General features: G+C 52.8%; 13 protein-coding genes. 1 reads left to right on the forward strand and 12 read right to left on the reverse strand.

The window, feature by feature from the left end; translation table 11 throughout:
• Position 1: 1 nt before the first annotated feature.
• The 10 genes from AB1763_09000 to mltG all read right to left on the reverse strand — a co-directional run bounded on the left by AB1763_09000 (position 2) and on the right by mltG (position 10,459).
• Entirely contained in the window at positions 2–859 is an 858-nt protein-coding gene (locus tag AB1763_09000) for a 2-oxoglutarate ferredoxin oxidoreductase subunit beta (protein ID MEW5832960.1), read from the reverse strand.
• Positions 859–2,004: a 2-oxoglutarate synthase subunit alpha gene (locus tag AB1763_09005; GenBank protein ID MEW5832961.1), complete on the reverse strand. Its 1,146-nt coding sequence runs from the start codon at positions 2,002–2,004 to the stop codon at positions 859–861. Before AB1763_09005 ends, AB1763_09000 begins: the two co-directional genes overlap by 1 nt.
• A 12-nt stretch (positions 2,005–2,016) precedes the next feature.
• Positions 2,017–2,334 (reverse strand): 4Fe-4S binding protein, encoded by a 318-nt coding sequence (locus AB1763_09010; protein ID MEW5832962.1) that lies wholly within the window; start codon positions 2,332–2,334, stop codon positions 2,017–2,019.
• 23 nt (positions 2,335–2,357) lie between these two features.
• Positions 2,358–2,639 carry a heavy-metal-associated domain-containing protein gene (locus AB1763_09015; protein MEW5832963.1) on the reverse strand — a complete coding sequence of 94 codons (282 nt, stop codon included), beginning with the start codon at positions 2,637–2,639 and terminating at the stop codon, positions 2,358–2,360.
• A gap of 2 nt (positions 2,640–2,641) precedes the next feature.
• Positions 2,642–3,514: a succinate--CoA ligase subunit alpha gene (gene sucD, locus AB1763_09020; protein MEW5832964.1), complete on the reverse strand. Its 873-nt coding sequence runs from the start codon at positions 3,512–3,514 to the stop codon at positions 2,642–2,644.
• Positions 3,515–3,517: 3 nt separating this feature from the next.
• On the reverse strand, positions 3,518–4,687 hold the full coding sequence (sucC, locus tag AB1763_09025) for an ADP-forming succinate--CoA ligase subunit beta (protein ID MEW5832965.1): 1,170 nt from the start codon (positions 4,685–4,687) through the stop codon (positions 3,518–3,520).
• A gap of 20 nt (positions 4,688–4,707) precedes the next feature.
• Positions 4,708–6,099, reverse strand: coding sequence for a class II fumarate hydratase (fumC, locus tag AB1763_09030; protein ID MEW5832966.1), 1,392 nt, complete (start codon positions 6,097–6,099; stop codon positions 4,708–4,710).
• Positions 6,099–7,058 carry a malate dehydrogenase gene (gene mdh / locus AB1763_09035; protein ID MEW5832967.1) on the reverse strand — a complete coding sequence of 320 codons (960 nt, stop codon included), beginning with the start codon at positions 7,056–7,058 and terminating at the stop codon, positions 6,099–6,101. The genes fumC and mdh overlap by 1 nt, the downstream gene beginning before the upstream one ends.
• A gap of 250 nt (positions 7,059–7,308) precedes the next feature.
• A complete protein-coding gene (locus tag AB1763_09040) occupies positions 7,309–9,483 on the reverse strand; it encodes an NADP-dependent isocitrate dehydrogenase (protein MEW5832968.1) in 2,175 nt (724 codons plus the stop codon).
• A 100-nt stretch (positions 9,484–9,583) separates the two neighbouring features.
• Complete coding sequence (gene mltG, locus AB1763_09045) at positions 9,584–10,459, reverse strand: endolytic transglycosylase MltG (GenBank protein ID MEW5832969.1); 876 nt, start codon at positions 10,457–10,459, stop codon at positions 9,584–9,586.
• Here mltG and AB1763_09050 point away from each other — a divergent pair.
• A complete protein-coding gene (locus tag AB1763_09050) occupies positions 10,458–13,634 on the forward strand; it encodes an AsmA-like C-terminal domain-containing protein (protein ID MEW5832970.1) in 3,177 nt (1,058 codons plus the stop codon). The genes mltG and AB1763_09050 overlap by 2 nt on opposite strands.
• Before the next feature lie 3 nt (positions 13,635–13,637).
• Here AB1763_09050 and AB1763_09055 read toward each other — a convergent pair whose 3' ends face one another.
• Both AB1763_09055 and secA read right to left on the reverse strand, forming a co-directional pair.
• Positions 13,638–14,834, reverse strand: a complete 1,197-nt coding sequence (locus AB1763_09055; protein ID MEW5832971.1) for an ABC transporter permease — start codon at positions 14,832–14,834, stop codon at positions 13,638–13,640.
• Positions 14,831–17,398 (reverse strand): preprotein translocase subunit SecA, encoded by a 2,568-nt coding sequence (gene secA / locus AB1763_09060; protein ID MEW5832972.1) that lies wholly within the window; start codon positions 17,396–17,398, stop codon positions 14,831–14,833. The genes AB1763_09055 and secA overlap by 4 nt, the downstream gene beginning before the upstream one ends.
• Between the last annotated feature and the right edge of the window lie 27 nt (positions 17,399–17,425).

Genomic DNA, 17,425 nt, shown 5'->3' on the forward strand with positions numbered 1-17,425 from the left:
CTTAAATTTTCTTCGCGAAATCGTCTTGGGTAATCGCTTTACGTTTACCTTGGTGGTACGCTTTGACATCTTCGTACATATCGCAGTATTCGCGAGCGTTTTCGTCGTGTTTCAAAATACCCGTCGGGAATTTGTTCAGTTTTTCTTCATCCGAAAGCGCTTCCCATTTTTTCAACGGAGTCGTGATGCTGTCGATCCACTCAAGGTTCTCCATCGCGCTTTGCATTTTGTTTTTACGCCCGAGGTTGATGTGGCAGTTTGACATAACGTCAAAGAATGCGAAGCCGCGGTGCTGGAACCCTTTTACCAACACTTTTTCCAATTTTTTCGGATCAAGCATTGTCTCACGCGCTACGAATGAAGCACCCGCAGCGATCGCAAGATCACATGCGTTGAACGTAGGATCGATGTTCCCCGATTTCTGGCTCACCGTCCACATACCCTGAGGCGTCGTCGGAGAGGTTTGCGAGTTGGTCAACCCGTAAATGAAGTTGTTGATCATGATGAATTTGATGTCGATGTTACGGCGGCATCCGTGAATCGTGTGGTTACCACCGATCGCCAAGGCATCACCGTCCCCGGCAACACAGATAACGTGTTTGTCAGGGTGCATCAATTTGATCCCCGTTGCAAACGCTACGGTACGACCGTGCGTCGTGTGAACGGTATTGAAATCAACGTACGATGAAAAACGTCCCGAACATCCGATCCCTGAAACGACACAGACGTCGTCTTGTTTCCAACCGCAGGTTTCGATCGCACGAATGACGGCTTTGAGGATAACACCGTCACCACATCCCCAACACCAAAGTGTCGGCATTTTTTCCAAACGTAAATATTGGTCGTAATTGAAAGCCATTAGATGATCTCCTTCACTTTATTAACGATCTCGTACGGAGAAATTGCCCGTCCGTTAACTTTATACAAACCGTGGATATCAAGACGGCTTGAAACACGCTCTACTTCTTCGGTGTACTGGCGGATGTTGAGTTCAACACACAATACGTTTTTCACTTTGTCGGTGAAATGTTTGATCCGTTTTGCCGGGCTTGGCCACAAGGTAATCGGGCGGAACAATCCCGCTTTGATACCATCGGCTCTGAGGTGACGGATCGCCTCTTTTGCAGCCAGTGAAACCGAACCGTACGCAATGATCAAAACGTCGTTTTCTTCGAGATCGTCACACATAAACTCTTCGTTGTACTCAAGTTCATCGGTGTGATTCATAACTTTGTCTTCGAGACGTTGAATCAATTTACGGCAGGTTTCGATCTCTTCGGTCGGGAACCCTTTCGCATCATGATGCAATCCCGTAAAGTGGTAGCGGTACCCCTGGAACATCGGGTTAAGTACCGCAGGCTCATCCGGGCCTACGCCGTATGGGCGATAATCTTCAGGTGCACCCGTAAATACTTTACGCGGAACAATCCCTTTTTTAACCTCTTCAGGTGTCGGGATCATCGCTTTACCGTGCATGTGACCGATCGTTTCGTCCAAGAGAACGAATACCGGCTGCATAAAACGGTCTGCCAAGTTGAACGCACGAACCGTTTCGGTATAACACTCCGCCAAGTTACCTGCGCAAAGTGTGATCGAGCGATAGTCACCGTGTGAAGGGTTTTTGGCCTGACGCACGTCCCCTTGTGATACACGAGTCGGAAGACCGGTTGAAGGGCCTCCGCGCATAACGTTGACAACGACCAACGGAACTTCCGCCATTTGGGCAAGACCGAGGTTTTCCGCTTTCAATGAGATACCGGGACCTGAGGTTGCCGTCATGGTACGGACACCCGCCATACCGGCACCGACCGCACATGCTACACCGGCAATTTCGTCTTCCATTTGAATCGCGACACCGCCGACTGCCGGAAGCAGATCAGAGATGGTGTGCATTACTTCTGAAGAGGGCGTAATCGGATATCCTCCGAAAAACATACATCCTGCATCTACCGCCGCTTCAGCCGCCAAATCGTTTCCGGTTGAAATTACTTCTCTCAATTCCATATGTTTCCCCCTTTAAGCGCTAAGCTTCATGTATTTGTTTTTCTTGATAGCTTCAGCTCTCTCTTTTGCCTGATCCGAAAGTTTTGCAAACTTGTACTCGGATTTGTCCGCTACAAAGATAGCAAAGTCAGGGCAATTCAATTCGCAGTCGTTACACCCGATACAGGCATCCGCCGCTACGATCTCAATCATTGCTCCCAATGTCGACGTAGGTTCGAGTCTCATTGCCAAAACCCCTGCCGGACAAACCGATACACAGATATCACACGCTTTACATCGTGCTTCATCGACCCACACCGGAGTGTTTTCTGGCGCTTTAATTATTGACATTCCTTCTCCTTGATTGAGTTAAACTAATTTATCTTACCGACGGCACACGACACAAAGCTTTTGGCTTTGAGAATCGTATCTTCCGTAAATCCTCTTGTCTCATGGGACAGAGGATAACCGAGGCTTCTTAAGATCGCCTTAAAATGTGCTGATTGCGCCTCGTCAGCGATGTCGGCTGTTACTTTGCGAGGCTCGCACGAGAGGTCGATTTCGACCCCGGTAAATCCAGCTTCTTCGAGTGCTTTCGTAATCGTATTGGCGCAGCCGCCGCAACGAATGTTGGCCACTTCGAAGATCTGGCGCATCGTTACTTTCCCATTACTTCCGCAACGGCTTTACCGATGTCGGCCGGAGAAACGACGACTTTGACGCCGGCCGCTTCGAGGGCTGCCATTTTTTCCTGAGCCGTACCGGCACTTCCGGAGATGATCGCCCCGGCGTGCCCCATACGTTTGCCCTTCGGAGCCGTTTGACCCGCGATGAACGCAACAACCGGTTTAGTGATGTTGTGCTTGATGAACTCGGCGGCCTGGATCTCCAAGTCTCCTCCGATCTCACCGATCATCACGATCGCTTTTGTTTCAGGATCCGCTTCGAACATCGGAAGAAGCTGTTTGTAGCTAAGACCGATGATCGGGTCTCCGCCGATACCGACTGCCGTCGTGATACCGAAACCTTCTTTGACGACCTGGTTGGCCGATTCATACGTCAATGTTCCTGATTTGGAGATCAGCCCGACGTTCCCTTTTTTGAAAATGAAACCGGGCATAATCCCGATTTTGCATTCATCGGCGGTGATGATACCGGGGCAGTTCGGCCCGATGGTCATCATGTTTTTCTTGACGGCATACGCTTTGGCGTACATCATGTCTTTAACGGGTGCCCCTTCGGTAATGATGACGGCCAGTTCGATGCCCGCATCGGCGGCTTCCATGACCGCATCGGCAACGAAAGCCGGCGGAACGAAGATCATCGAAACCGTCGCGCCCGTAGAGCGGACCGCTTCGTCAACGGTGTTGAATACCGGTTGTCCGAGATGCTGCTGCCCCCCTTTTCCCGGAGTGACCCCACCGACGATTTTGGTTCCGTAGGCCATGCACTGCTCGGCGTGAAAGCTCCCTTCCTTACCGGTGAAACCCTGTACGATTACTTTTGTATCTTTGTTGACCAAAATTGACATAAATTAAGCTCCTTTCGCTGCTGCTACGGCTTTACGTGCACCGTCGGCGAGGTCGGTTGCCGCGACGATGTTCGAGATTCCGGCGTTGTTGAGAATATCGGCTGCCTCTTCGGCGTTGGTTCCGTCCAGACGGACGATGACCGGTACGTCGACTTTGGTCAGCTTGGTCGCTTCGAGGATACCGTTGGCGACACGGTCACAACGGACGATTCCCCCGAAGATGTTGACGAAAATCGCTTTGACGTTCGGGTCTTTGAGGATAATCTCGAACCCTTTGGCCACCGTTTCCGCAGAAGCTCCGCCGCCCACGTCGAGGAAGTTGGCCGGTTTGCCGCCCTCGTAGTTGATGGTATCCATCGTACCCATCGCAAGACCGGCACCGTTAACCATGCACCCTACGTCGCCGTCGAGTTTGATGTAGCTGAGGCCGTATTTGCCCGCTTCAATCTCGGTTGGCTCTTCTTCGCTCAGGTCACGCATTTCGTTGACTTGAGACTGGCGATACAACGCATTGTTGTCAAAGCCCATTTTCGCGTCCAGCGCAAGGAAACGCCCGTCGCCCGTTTTGATCAACGGGTTGATTTCGATCATCTCCGCATCGTGGTCCATGTACACTTTGTACAGAGCCGATGCGAATTTGATGAACGTATTGATCTCTTCGACCGGAAGACCGAGGCCGAACGCCAGTTTACGCCCGTGGAAGCTCTGGAAGCCTGTCAGCGGATCGATCGCAACTTTGATGATTTTTTCGGGAGATTTGTGAGCAACCTCTTCGATCTCCATACCGCCCTCGGTGGACGCCATCATGATCGGCATTTCCGACGCGCGGTCGAGTACCATACCGAGGTAGTACTCTTTTTTGATGTCCGCACCCTCTTCGATGTAGACTTTCTGAACCAGCTTCCCTTCCGGACCCGTCTGATGGGTAACCAGAGTCATCCCGAGGATCTGGCTGGCCAGATCACGTACTTCGGAAGTCGACTTGGCCAGTTTGACACCGCCGCCGAGGCCGCGTCCGCCTGCATGGATCTGCGCTTTGACGACCCAGATATTTCCACCCAGTTCCTGAGCGGCCTTGACCGCTTCGTCGGGTGTGAAAGCGATGTGTCCGCGCGGTGTGGGCACATTGTATTTTTTGAATAGTTCTTTTGCCTGATATTCGTGAATATTCATCCAATTCCTCCTGTTTAGATTTACGCTATGGGTTTTGTCATCTCTTCGGGGACGACGTATTTGTCAAACTCTTCCGCCGTGAGAAGGCCGAGTTTAACCGCCGTCTCTTTGAGCGTGGAATTTTCTTTGTGGGCTGTTTTGGCGATTTTTGCCGCATTTTCATACCCGATGTACGGATTGAGCGCGGTCACCAGCATCAACGAGTTGTTCAGATACGCATCGATCTGCTCACGGACCGGCTCGATACCGACCGCGCAGTTGTCGTTGAACGATACGATCGAATCGGCCAAAAGGCGTACCGACTGCAAAAAGTTGTACGCGATGACCGGTTTGAAAACGTTCAGTTCGAAATTCCCCTGGCTTGCGGCGAAACCGATACACGCGTCATTCCCCATCACCTGGCAGGCGACCATTGTCACCGCTTCGGACTGAGTCGGATTGACTTTACCCGGCATGATCGATGAACCCGGCTCGTTTTCGGGAATCGTGATCTCGCCGATGCCGCAACGCGGACCGGATGAGAGCCAACGGACGTCGTTGGCGATTTTCATCATGTCTGCCGCCAACGCCTTAAGGGCGCCGTGAGCGAATACAAGAGCGTCGTGCGACGTCAGGGCGTGGAATTTGTTCGGAGCGGTGACAAATTTATGACCCGTCAGTTCGCTCAGTTTTGCGGCAACCCGTTCACCCAGTTCGGGATGGGCGTTGAGACCTGTTCCGACCGCCGTACCGCCGAGGGCCAGTTCACGAACCGCTTCCAGTGAGTCTTTGGCCATTTTTTCGCATTTGTTGAGCATTTCGACCCATCCGCTGATCTCCTGCCCGAGGGTCAGCGGAGTGGCATCCTGAAGATGGGTGCGCCCGATCTTGACAATGTCGCTGAACGCTTCGGATTTGGCGATCAGCGTTTTGCGCAAATGGTCAATCGCCGGAAGCAGGCGCGTTTCGACCGCGATGACCGCCGCGACGTGCAATGCGGTCGGATAGGTATCGTTCGAACTCTGCGACTTGTTGACGTCGTCATTGGGATGAACCAGCTTCTGGGTACGGTAATCGCCGCCGAGAATTTCGGTCGCGCGATTGGCCAGAACTTCGTTGTTGTTCATGTTTGACTGGGTACCCGATCCTGTTTGCCATACCACAAGTGGATAATGGGCATCGAGTTTTCCGGCGAGCATTTCATCGGCGGCCTGAGCGATCGCATCGGCTTTTTCTTTGGAAAGCATCCCCAGATCGCAGTTGACCAGGGCAACCGCTTTTTTCAGAAACGAAAAAGCCCGGGTAATTTCGTAGGGCATTTTCTCTTCGCCGATCTGGAAGTTTTCGAGTGAACGCTGTGTCTGCGCTCCCCAGTAGGTGTCGTTCGGGACGCGAACTTCACCCATCGTATCTTTTTCGATGCGAAAACTCATTATTTGGCTCCTTCAAAAAATTTATTGGCATTAAGCGTATCGATCAGCGACTGAACCGATGCGCACGAACGGGCAAACATCTCTTTTTCCGCGTCGTTGAGGGTCACTTCGATAATCTTTTCCGCTCCGTTCGCTCCCAGCATGACGGGAACGCCGCTGACAACGTCGTGATAGCCGTATTCACCTTCGAGATAAACCGCGCACGGGTGGATCTGTTTGGTATCTTTGAGAATCGCTTCGACCATGATCGCGGTCGCTTTTGCCGGTGCGTAGTACGCCGATCCCGTTTGCAGCAGGGCAACGATTTCAGCTCCACCTTTGCGTGTGCGCTGAACGATCTCGTCGATCTCCTCTTTACTGAGAACGTCTGAGAGGGGAACTCCCGCTACCGTCGAATAACGGGGAAGCGGTACCATATCGTCCCCGTGTCCGCCCATGACCGACGCGCGGATCTGTCCGCCGCCGTATCCGAGTTTTTCCTGAATAAACGCCGCCATGCGGGCACTGTCGAGCACCCCCGCCATGCCGATGACACGGTTGCGGTCGAAACCGCTGTCTTTGAGGGCGACGTAGGTCATCGCATCCAGCGGATTCGAAACCATGATAACGATTGCATTCGGAGAATATTTGGCCACCCCTTCGATCACTTCGCGGGTCACCTTGGCGTTGATCATCAGCAGATCGTCGCGGCTCATCCCTGGAAGACGGGGACTTCCCGCCGTGATAACCACAACGTCGCAGTCGGTCAGATCGGCCATCGACTCGGCAACACTGACGACCGAGTGGCTGCGGACCGCAGCGGCAGCCTGAGACATATCCAGCGCCTTTCCTTTCGCGATTTCGATTTTGTTGTCACGCAAGATGATCTCGTGGCATGAGCCGAGCATAGCGAGCGAATACGCGATGGTGGAACCGACGTTACCCGCTCCTACGATTCCGACACGTTTACCTTTTACCATAATAGTACTCCTTGTGTCATATCAGCATCGTTCCGGTTCCACAATATACTCATCACTACTTTCGACTGTCGAAAGTACTCGGAAGCATACCGGTCAAGGGAACAATGAAAGACGTTTTATCGTCTTTTATCTAAAGAGAAATTCTCTGCAGATAAAAAACGATTTCCGGCCTTTGCCGGAAACGGCTACCGAAAACGGAGAGAACGCCTCTCCGTGAACACGGTTCCGAAGTCTGCCCAGCGGCAGGAAATCAGATCGCGTCGATGATAGCGTTGAGCGTTTTGGACGGACGCATCGCAGCTTCGGCTTTTGCATCATTGGGGTGAAAGTAACCGCCGATATCCTGCGGTTTGCCCGAAACTGCCATCAGCTCTTCCATGATTTTGGCTTCGTTGGCTTCCAACGCATCCGCTACGGGAGCGAATTTTGCAGCCAGTGCGGCATTGTTGCTGTTGGCCAGCGCGCGCGCCCAGTATTGTGCGACATAGAAGTGAGACGCACGGTTATCCGGCTCGCCCGCTTTACGTCCCGGTGCTTTGTTGTTGTCCAGGTAACCCTGGTTCGCAACGTCAAGCGCAGCCGTTACCGCAGCGAGATCCGCATTCGGATTTTTCTGTTCGATCATACGGAGCGACTCGGCCAATGCCAGGAACTCACCGAGTGAATCCCAACGGAGGTGACCCTCATTGAGGAACTGCTCGACGTGTTTCGGAGCCGATCCGCCCGCACCCGTTTCAAACAATCCGCCGCCGGCGAGCAACGGAACGATTGAAAGCATTTTAGCAGATGTTCCCAGCTCAAGGATCGGATACATGTCGGTCAGGTGGTCACGAAGAACGTTACCCGTTACCGCGATCGTGTTCAGGCCTTTGCGGATACGCTCGTTGGTGAAGCGTGTCGCAGCCGCGATGTCGAGGATATGAATCTCAAGACCTGCGGTGTTGAACTCCGGCATGTATTTTTTCACTTTTGCGATCATCTGCGCATCGTGTGCACGGTTTTCGTCCAACCAGAATACAACCGGGATTTTCTCGATCTGACCGCGTTCGAACGCGAGGCGGATCCAGTCTTTGATCGGGATGTCTTTTGCACGAGACATACGCCAGATATCCCCCGCTTCACAATCAAAGCTCATCAGTTCCGTACCGTCTGCTGCGGTAACGGTTACTTTTCCGGCTTCTGCAAGCTCGAAAGTTGTCGGATGTGAACCGTACTCTTCCGCTTTTTGGGCCATCAGACCGATGTTTTGCATCGTACCCATGGTTGCAACGTCGTACTGACCGTTTTTGACACAGTCTGCAACCATCTCGGCGTGGAACATCGCATAAGTAGAGTCGGGGATAACCGCCAGCGTCTCAAGCGCCGCACCCGTACGATCCCACTGCTTACCGCCTTCACGTACGACAACCGGCATCGAAGCATCGATGATGACGTCGTTCGGAGCGTTGAAGTTCGTCGTCCCTTTATCCGAGTCAACCATCGCGATTTTAGGAGCATCGGCATCGACAACCGCCTGGAATGCCGCTTTGATTTCGGCTTCTTTCGCGTGGCCTTTGATTTTTTTCTCCAGATCCGACATTCCTAGATTTGGATTAACACCTACTTCTTTGAAAACATCCGCATATTTCGCGAATACGTCTTCAAAGAAGATTTCGAATGCGTGACCGAACATGATCGGGTCGGAGATTTTCATCATCGTTGCTTTAAGGTGCAGCGACCAGATGACCCCTTTCTTTTTCGCCTCTTCGATCGATGCTTTGTAGAACGCGCGAAGTGCTTTGACCGACATGAATGTACCGTCAAGGACTTCCCCTTCCATCGCATCGATCGTTTTGAGCTCTTTGCCGTTGAGGGCGATCGTCACTTTTTGCGCTTTGTCCATAGTAACCGATTTTTCGTTACCGTAGAAGTCGCCTTTGCCGCCCATGTGCATTACGGCCGCTTTTGAATTCTCAGAGTAAGCGCGGAGTTTGTGCGGGTTTTTCTGAGCGAAGTTTTTAACCGCTTTCGCCGCACGGCGGTCCGAGTTACCTTCACGAAGAACCGGATTAACCGCTGAACCGAGACATGTCGCGTATTTGGCCTGAATCTCTTTTTCCGCATCGTTTGCAGGGTTTTCAGGGTAGTTGGGGATATTATACCCCTGAGACTGAAGCTCAGCGATACAATCTTTGAGCTGACCGACAGATGCCGAAATGTTTGGAAGCTTGATGATGTTACCTTCAGGCTTGACACAAAGCTCACCCAGTTTTGAAAGCTCGTCTTCAGCAAGGCCCATTGCTGAAAGAACACGCCCAGCAAGTGAAATGTCACTTTGCTCTAACTCAACGCCGCCCGCTGCACAAAATTTAGATGCAATCGGAAAGAATGAATAGGTTGCCAAAGCCGGGGCTTCATCGATTTTTGACCAAATGATTTTTGCCATCGGGTTCTCCTGTTTGTATTTTTATACGAGCATCATAACACTTACTGCGCCGATTTGACGTTTTGTAACTCCAACGAGGCCAAAAAGTTTGAAAAATGTTTCATTTTGTAGCATTTACTATGTTTTGCCTATGTGTAGAAAAGTAACTACTGTAAACATGCTCCCCATCTTTGCCTCTGACGAAATAGAGGTAGTCGGTCCGGGCCGGGTGGAGTGCCGCATCGATCGCTTCACGTGACACGTTACATACCGGATACTGGGGAAGACCTTTGTTTTTGTACGTATTATAGGGCGTTCTATCGGTTCTGATTCTGCGGGCAGTTACTTTTTGATGTGAAAATTCTCCGTAATTAAGTGTGCCGTCCATCTGCAGGCGCATCCCTTTTTTGATCCGGTTGTCGATGACCGAGCTCACATAAGGCATATCGCTCAAAGAAGAAGCTTCTTTTTGAATCACCGAAGCTTTTGTTACTATAGGTAACCATTTTTCCCGTGTATAGGCTATATTGTAATCCTCTGCCCACCCTTTTATGGTCTTTTCGGATTCGTTAAGGAGGTGGAGAATCAGCCGTTCTTCATCGATTTCGTTGGGGATGCTGTAGGTCTCGGGGACGAAATTGCCCTCTTTGTAGGGAGCATGGCGTTCATACGCTTCAACGAGGGCTTTTTTGTCCAGAGAAAGCTCCTCCGAGAGCTGGGAAAGGAAAATTTCGGTTGTCTCCCCCGGGATCAGGGTGATCTGACGCGTGGCGGCTTTGGCGGTGGTCAGGCGGTGCAGATAGGTGATGCGGCTCATTTTTTCCTCTTTGAGGTCGATCCACCCCTGCTGGGGATGTCCGAGCAGCCGGAGGATAAACGCATCGAACTTATGGACGTTGACCCCCTCGTTCTGGAGGTGTGATATACTTTTAAATACGGAACCTTTCGGAATATAGACGATTTTGGGGGATGTGACAGTAGAGAACAGGTAGCTCATGAAAGACGCGATTATCACAAAAGTGATCCCCACTATCCACAAAAGAATTGTTCTTTTCTTTTTTACACTCTTTTTTCTCGGCTTTTTCACGTTTATCGCTTTACTGGAGGGATTTGGGATCGACCGCCTCACTCTGGGAGGGGTAAAAATCGAGAAATTATATCTCAAATGGAACAATGCCCTCCTTATCAAAGCGTCCCGAGTCGACCTGAGCGGATACCGCGGCGACGGAGAGCCTGTTACCCTCAAACCGCTCGAGCGTCTTCCGCGCATCGTCCGCTGGGGTAACGACTGGGTCGAATCGATCCGGATCGATCAGATCCGTTACAAGCATTTAAGCGCGTCTCTCCGTTACGACCGCGATCAGGCCGGCACCGTCATTTTCAAAAACGGAAGGTCGTCGTGTCGGGGAGAGTTCCGCCTTGACGAACGCCATTTCCGTCTCGCATTCCCCCAATGTTCCGTGGGCGAGGCGAACGTCTCGTTTTCTCTGGCCATCGATCTGCCCCGACAGCTTCTGGATGCGCAGATGCGCCTCGCCCTCCCCCAAACACCCGAAATTCGCCTGAGTGCACAAGGTGATGCGCAAATGCTCCGCTTCCGCGCCGCCGCAGACACCCCGTTGCATACCCTTCGTCCCCTCGTCACCTTTTTGGACATCGATCCCGAAGTAGCCCCGTGGATCGCCGATTATGCAAAAGCCTCTTCGATCCGCCTGGATTCGATGGAGGGGCATTTCCGCTACGATGAACCGGGTGATCTGGTCAGGTCTTTGCATGCCCATGCGACCCTTTACGACGCCGAATATACGTTCGCTCAGGGTTTTGAGCCCATCAAAGCCCCGATCATCCGTCTCTCATACGAACGGGGCAAACTGCATATCGTCCCGCAGCAAGGAAGCTTCTATGCGATGCCGACCGAAAAAAGCCGCTTGTGGATCGACTTTACGACGCCGAATACGACCCTCAGCGCGTTGATCAAAACCGACCGCGCCAGACTGGGCGATCCGATCCTGAACCTGCTCCGTTATTACGAAATCGATCTTCCGATCAAGCAGCTCGCGGGAGAGTGTGCCGTCGATCTGGCCCTGAAAATCGATCTTCATACCTTCGACACTCTCGCCCGGGGGACCTTCGTCCCCACCGCTTCGGAGCTATTGTTGGGGGACACCCGTCTGCGCACGACCGGCGGGATCGTGCACCTCGACACGACCCGGGTCCGTTTCGAACGCTTTAATGCCCTCTACGGCGACAATACCGCCCATGCCCGCGTCAGCGGGGTCTATGACGCCACCCGCGAGGAGGGGAACGTTTCGATCGAAGCCTACCGGGTATCGCCGCTGGGGAACGACGGCTATCTTCGGCTTTCCGAACCTTCCAAGCCGTTGCGCGTGGATTATCGTATCGCCCCCTCCGGCGACTCGATCAACGTGCATCCTTCCACATGGAATCTCTTCGGCGAAACGCTCCTGGTTTCGGGTTTCAAAGCGCCGTTCGATTATGCCAATATGCGTCTCTCTCTCGCACCGTTGCCGTTTCAGGTACCCGGTAAACTCAAGGGAAGCGTTACGGCCCGATTCGACGGCGCCAAAGAGCGCACGGGGATAAGATTACAAATCGACGATTTGAACCTTCACGGTGCGCTGCTGGTGCACAAGCCCTTCGTCATCTCGGCCGATTACGACGGCAGTACGCTGAAACTCTCCTCTGCTGCCCCTTCGTCCTGGTCAATCAACCGTCTGCCGATACTTGTTTCGGCTTTTAACGCGGTATGGAAACACGACCAGTTAACCTTCAACGAGATCGAAACGGTCGCGGGAGACTGGTTTAAGGCGACCCTTTCAGGATCGTATCACACCCTGAACAAAAAAGGATCGCTTAAACTCCATCGAGCCCTCCCGCTCAACCCGAAACTAACCCCCTTCATCAGTCCTGAGGAATCGGTGGAGCTGTTCGTCAATGCCGGTGGCGATGAGCTGCTCATGGAAGTTCCGGCTCTCAAAGCGCGTTTCACCACTATTCCGGAGGGATGGCAGGTCTCGCTGGACGACATATCGCGCCTCTCGCGCCGCTCCCCGCTCTTGCGCCGCTATCATATTCATAACGGCAACCTTCAGCTTTATTACACCGGAGAGCGTTCCCAGTACCGCTTTAGCGGTTCGATCCGATACCCCTACCCGCTCGTACTCGTAAACGACGTTCCGCTCTCGCACTACCGCTTCAGCGGCTCGTACAAAGACGGCGATTCTTCCATCCGCGTCAGCGACCGTCTCGTGATCAACCATACCCAAGAGCGTACGTACGTCCGAGCCAACAACGCGGGGATCAACGTCCCCGCACTGTTCAAATTCCTCTCGGCGTTCACCGATAGCGAGGGGACCGGCGACGCAAAGAGCCAAACCGCTCCGGTACGTATCCATGCGACCCACACCTACCTGCATCTGATGAAAGGGCGCAAGATCGTCGCCGACACGCTGGATGCGACGATGGATGAAAACGGATTCGAAGCATCGCTCGGCCACGAATCGGGTCTGGCATCGCTTCAGATCCGGGAAGGAGCTTTTCTGATCGAAGGAAAAGGGTTCAACGACACTTTTATGAAACACCTTTTCGCCCTCAGCGATTTCGACGGCGGCTCTTTTTCGTTTGAAGCCAAGGGGACGGCCGAAGCATTTGACGGCCTGATGCGGGTTGAGAATACCGTGCTCAAAGACTACAAAGTCCTCAACAACGTTCTGGCGTTTGTCAACACGGTCCCTTCATTGGCGACGTTTTCGTTGCCGAATTACCACAGTAAAGGACTCCCCGTCAAAGAGGGCTACGCCCATTTCAATTACCGCAAGGGGGTACTGAAAGTCGATAACTTTACCCTCAACTCACCCGAAATGAAAATTCTCGGCGAAGGAAAAGCCGATCTGAACACGAACACGATTGAGGGGGCGTTGACGCTGAAAACGGATCTGGGATCAAAACTGGGGAAAGTGCCGATGGTCGGGTACATTCTACTCGGAGACGACGGCTCGGTGTCGACCACTCTGATGCTCAGCGGAAGTCTCGAAGACCCCAAGATCGAAACGGCGATTGCCAAGGAGATCGTGACCGCGCCGTTCAACATCCTCAAACGGACGCTGGTCTACCCGTTTTTGTGGATGCTCGACGACGACAAGAAAAAGTAGGTTTTATTCGTTTCGAAGGACCGTGAGAACGTCGACCTCGCTCGCTTTTTTCGCCGGATACCACGACGAAAGCAGAACGATCACGAACGCGCCGACGATGATCGAGAAGAAATCGATCACGCTCAAATCAAGCGGAAGCGTCGAGGTGGGATAGACGTCTGCCGGCAGCGAGATGATCTCGAACGTTCCGAGTATCCACATCCCCAAAAAGCCCAGAATCGTCCCCGTCAGAATACCCAGCGCGCCGATCACGATCCCGAGGATCAAGAATACCTTCTTGACCTCTTGTTTGGATGCCCCGAGTGAGATCAAGAGCGCGATCTCGCTGCGCCGGTTCATCACCGTCATCAGAAGCGACGAGATGATGTTGATCGCCGCGATGAGGATGATAAGCATCAGCACGATAAACAGGGCCGTTTTTTCCATTTCCAGGGCGGCAAAAAAGTTGCCGTTGTCTTCCCACCAACCGCGAACCGCGACCGTTTCGGGAAGAGCTGCGGCGATGCGGATGATATCCGCTTCGGGATTCTCGGAATGGACGTGGATCCCGTCGTAGAGATTTTCGGGAACTCCGAGCACCTTTTGAAGCGACGAAAGCGTCGTATACGAAAATCCCTTATCGTACGCGCTGAGCCCCGAATCGAACGTCGTGACGTTTTCGAACCGTTTGATTTTCGGCGTCAACGCCAGTCCGCCGGGTTCCATCTGTGTAAAGATATAGGTGAGTTTATCCCCTTCGGCGAGCATGAACTGCTCTTTGAGGGTCTTGCCGATCATCACTTCGAATTCGCCGGGAACGCGATGTTTGAGCCCCTCGGCAAGAATACGGTTGACTTTCGCCTCCTGTGCGAAATCGACGCCGAAGAGGTATCCCCCCTCCATCTGGTCACCGCTGCGCGATAACACGGCGGAAGTGACATAAGGGCTGAAAGCAAGGTCGGGGAACTGCGTACGCAGGTTATCGACGAGCTGGGCATCGACGCTGCCGAAGAATTTGGACTGGATGGTGAGGGGATAGTTCATGACGGTGAGTTTTTTCTTGAACTCGTTGTCGAACCCGTTCATGAGGGCCATCGCGATAATGAGGACCATCACCCCCAGCGCGATTCCCGAAAAGGCCAGCAGGGCCGAGAGGAAGATGAAAGGCTGCTCTTTATCGAAGCGCAAAAACCGCTTGACGAGATAGGAGACGATACTCAAGAGGCGAATACCCCTTTTTTCGGACCGCTTTTGCCGCAGCAGTTTTTGTATTTAAGGCCGCTGCCGCACGGACAGTCGTCATTGCGCGCGATCTTTTTCTCTTCCCATTCGTGCTTGGTCTGGTTCAGCGCCATACGCATCTCTTCCTGGCGTTTTTCGAGTTCCATGGCACGGGCGAGCGCTTCGGCTTCTTCTTCGGCCGTTTCGACTTTGAAGCGGACCACGTGAAGCGTTTTGACCGTATCGTATTTGATTGTCTCGACCAGTTCGCTGAACAGGTTGAAACTCTCTTTTTTATACTCCACCAGCGGGTCTTTTTGGTTGTAAGCCCGCAGACGGATACCCGTTTTCATGCTATCCATCTGATAGAGATGTTCACGCCACGCGGTATCGAGGGTTTTGAGATAGATTTCACGTTCGATCTCACTGCGCACTTTGGCATCAACAACCGACATTTTTTCGTTGTACTCGTCGCCGAGGAGTTTCAGCGCCGTCTCGCGGATCGATTCGGGGTTCTTGTCCGTGAATCGGGACGCATCCAGCTCGGTATTGAGTTCTTCTTTGAGGGTCATCAAGAAACGTTCAAGATCGATCTCTTCTTCAGGGATCCCCATGAAAATTCCGCAATTGCCCAGGGTGCGGTCGATATATTCGGCACGGTTGGCCTCGATTTTTTCGCCGATATTGTATTCGGGATCGAGAAGTTCGCCGCGGAAGCGGTAGACGATCTTGCGCTGTTCGTTGGCGACATCGTCGTATTCGACGATGTGTTTACGCCCTTCGAAGTGCATGTTTTCGACTTTTTTCTGCGCTTTTTCAACCGCGCGGGTCACCATTGTCGATTCGATGTATTCGCCGTCTTCGACCCCCAGACGTTCCATGATCGCTTTGATCTTGTCGGAACCGAAAATCCGCAGCAGGTTGTCTTCGAGGCTCAGGTAAAACTGGCTGGTTCCCGGATCTCCCTGACGTCCCGCACGCCCGCGCAGCTGGTTGTCGATACGGCGGTTCTCGTGCCGTTCGGTACCGATGATGTAGAGACCGCCGAGGGCTTTGATCTCATCGTCGATTTTGATGTCGACCCCGCGTCCGGCCATGTTGGTCGCAATCGTAACCGCCCCTTTTTCCCCCGCGTTCTTGATGATTTCCCCTTCCTGGGCGTGGTTTTTCGCATTCAGTACGGTGTGGGGGATTTTCTCGGCTTTGATAAGCTGATGGAGTTTTTCGGATTTTTCGATCGATGCCGTCCCGATCAGGATCGGCTGCCCTTTGGCATGCAGTTCCTTGACTTTGGCGATAACGGCGGCAAATTTTTCGCTTTCGGTTTTGTAGATCAGGTCATTGAGGTCTTTACGCATTACCGGTACGTTGGTCGGAATCGAGATAACGTCAAGGCTGTAGATCTGGGCGAATTCGGTCGCTTCGGTCTGTGCCGTACCGGTCATCCCCCCGATTTTTTTGTACATACGGAAATAGTTCTGGTAGGTGATGTCGGCAAGCGTTTGGGTCTCTTCTTTGATGACAACCCCTTCTTTGGCTTCAAGCGCCTGATGCAGCCCCTCGGAATAACGGCGCCCCTCGCTGAGGCGCCCGGTGAACTCGTCGACGATCACGACCTGGTTGTCGCGTACGACGTAATCGACGTCGCGTTCGAAGATATAGTTGGCTTTCAGCGACTGATCGAGATAATGCGAGAGTCCGGAGTTTTCGATACTGTAGAGGTTGTCGACGCCGAAAAGCTCTTCGGCCCGCGCGATCCCCTCTTCGGTGATGAGGACGAGCCGGTCTTTTTCATCCACCGTGAAATGCTCGTCACGAACGAGCGCTTTGGCCACCGCGTCGGCGCGGGTATAGTTTTCCAACGCGCGGTTGGTGGGGCCGGAGATGATAAGCGGCGTCCGGGCTTCGTCGATCAAAATCGAATCCACTTCGTCGACGATGACGAATTCATGCCCCCGCTGTACCATGTGTTCGCGCGAATAGGTCATGTTGTCACGCAGGTAATCGAACCCGAACTCATTGTTCGTTCCGTAGGTGATGTCACACCCGTACTGGAACCGCTTGTCCGCGGGGTTGTATCCCCCTTCCAAAATAATCCCCGTGGTGTACCCCAGGAAAGCGTAAAGAGCCGACATCTGCGTACCGTCGCGCTCCGCGAGGTAATCGTTGACCGTTACGACGTGGACTCCTTTGCCGTTCATCGCGTTGAGGACGACCGGCAGGGTCGCGACCAGCGTTTTCCCCTCCCCCGTTTTCATTTCGGCGATGCGCCCCTCGTGCAGAACCATTCCCCCGATCAGCTGTACGTCGAAATGACGCATTCCCAGAACCCGTTTTCCGGCTTCGCGGGTAATGGCGAACGAATCGACCAAAACGTCGTCGAGCGTTTTTTCGCCGTTGCGGACGGCCGTTTTAAGAGCATTGAACGCTTCTTGAAGCGCTTCATCGCTCATGGCGGCATAATGGCTTTCGAGGGCGTTGATCCGGGCTACTTTCCTGAGATATTTTTTGATTTCACGATCGTTTTTGGTACCGAAAATTTTTCCGAGAAACGTTTGAAGCATAACTGGCCTTATTGTGCGCAATATTTA

It is taken from the genome of Campylobacterota bacterium (assembly GCA_040752835.1).
Classification (GTDB): domain Bacteria; phylum Campylobacterota; class Campylobacteria; order Campylobacterales; family Sulfurimonadaceae; genus Sulfuricurvum.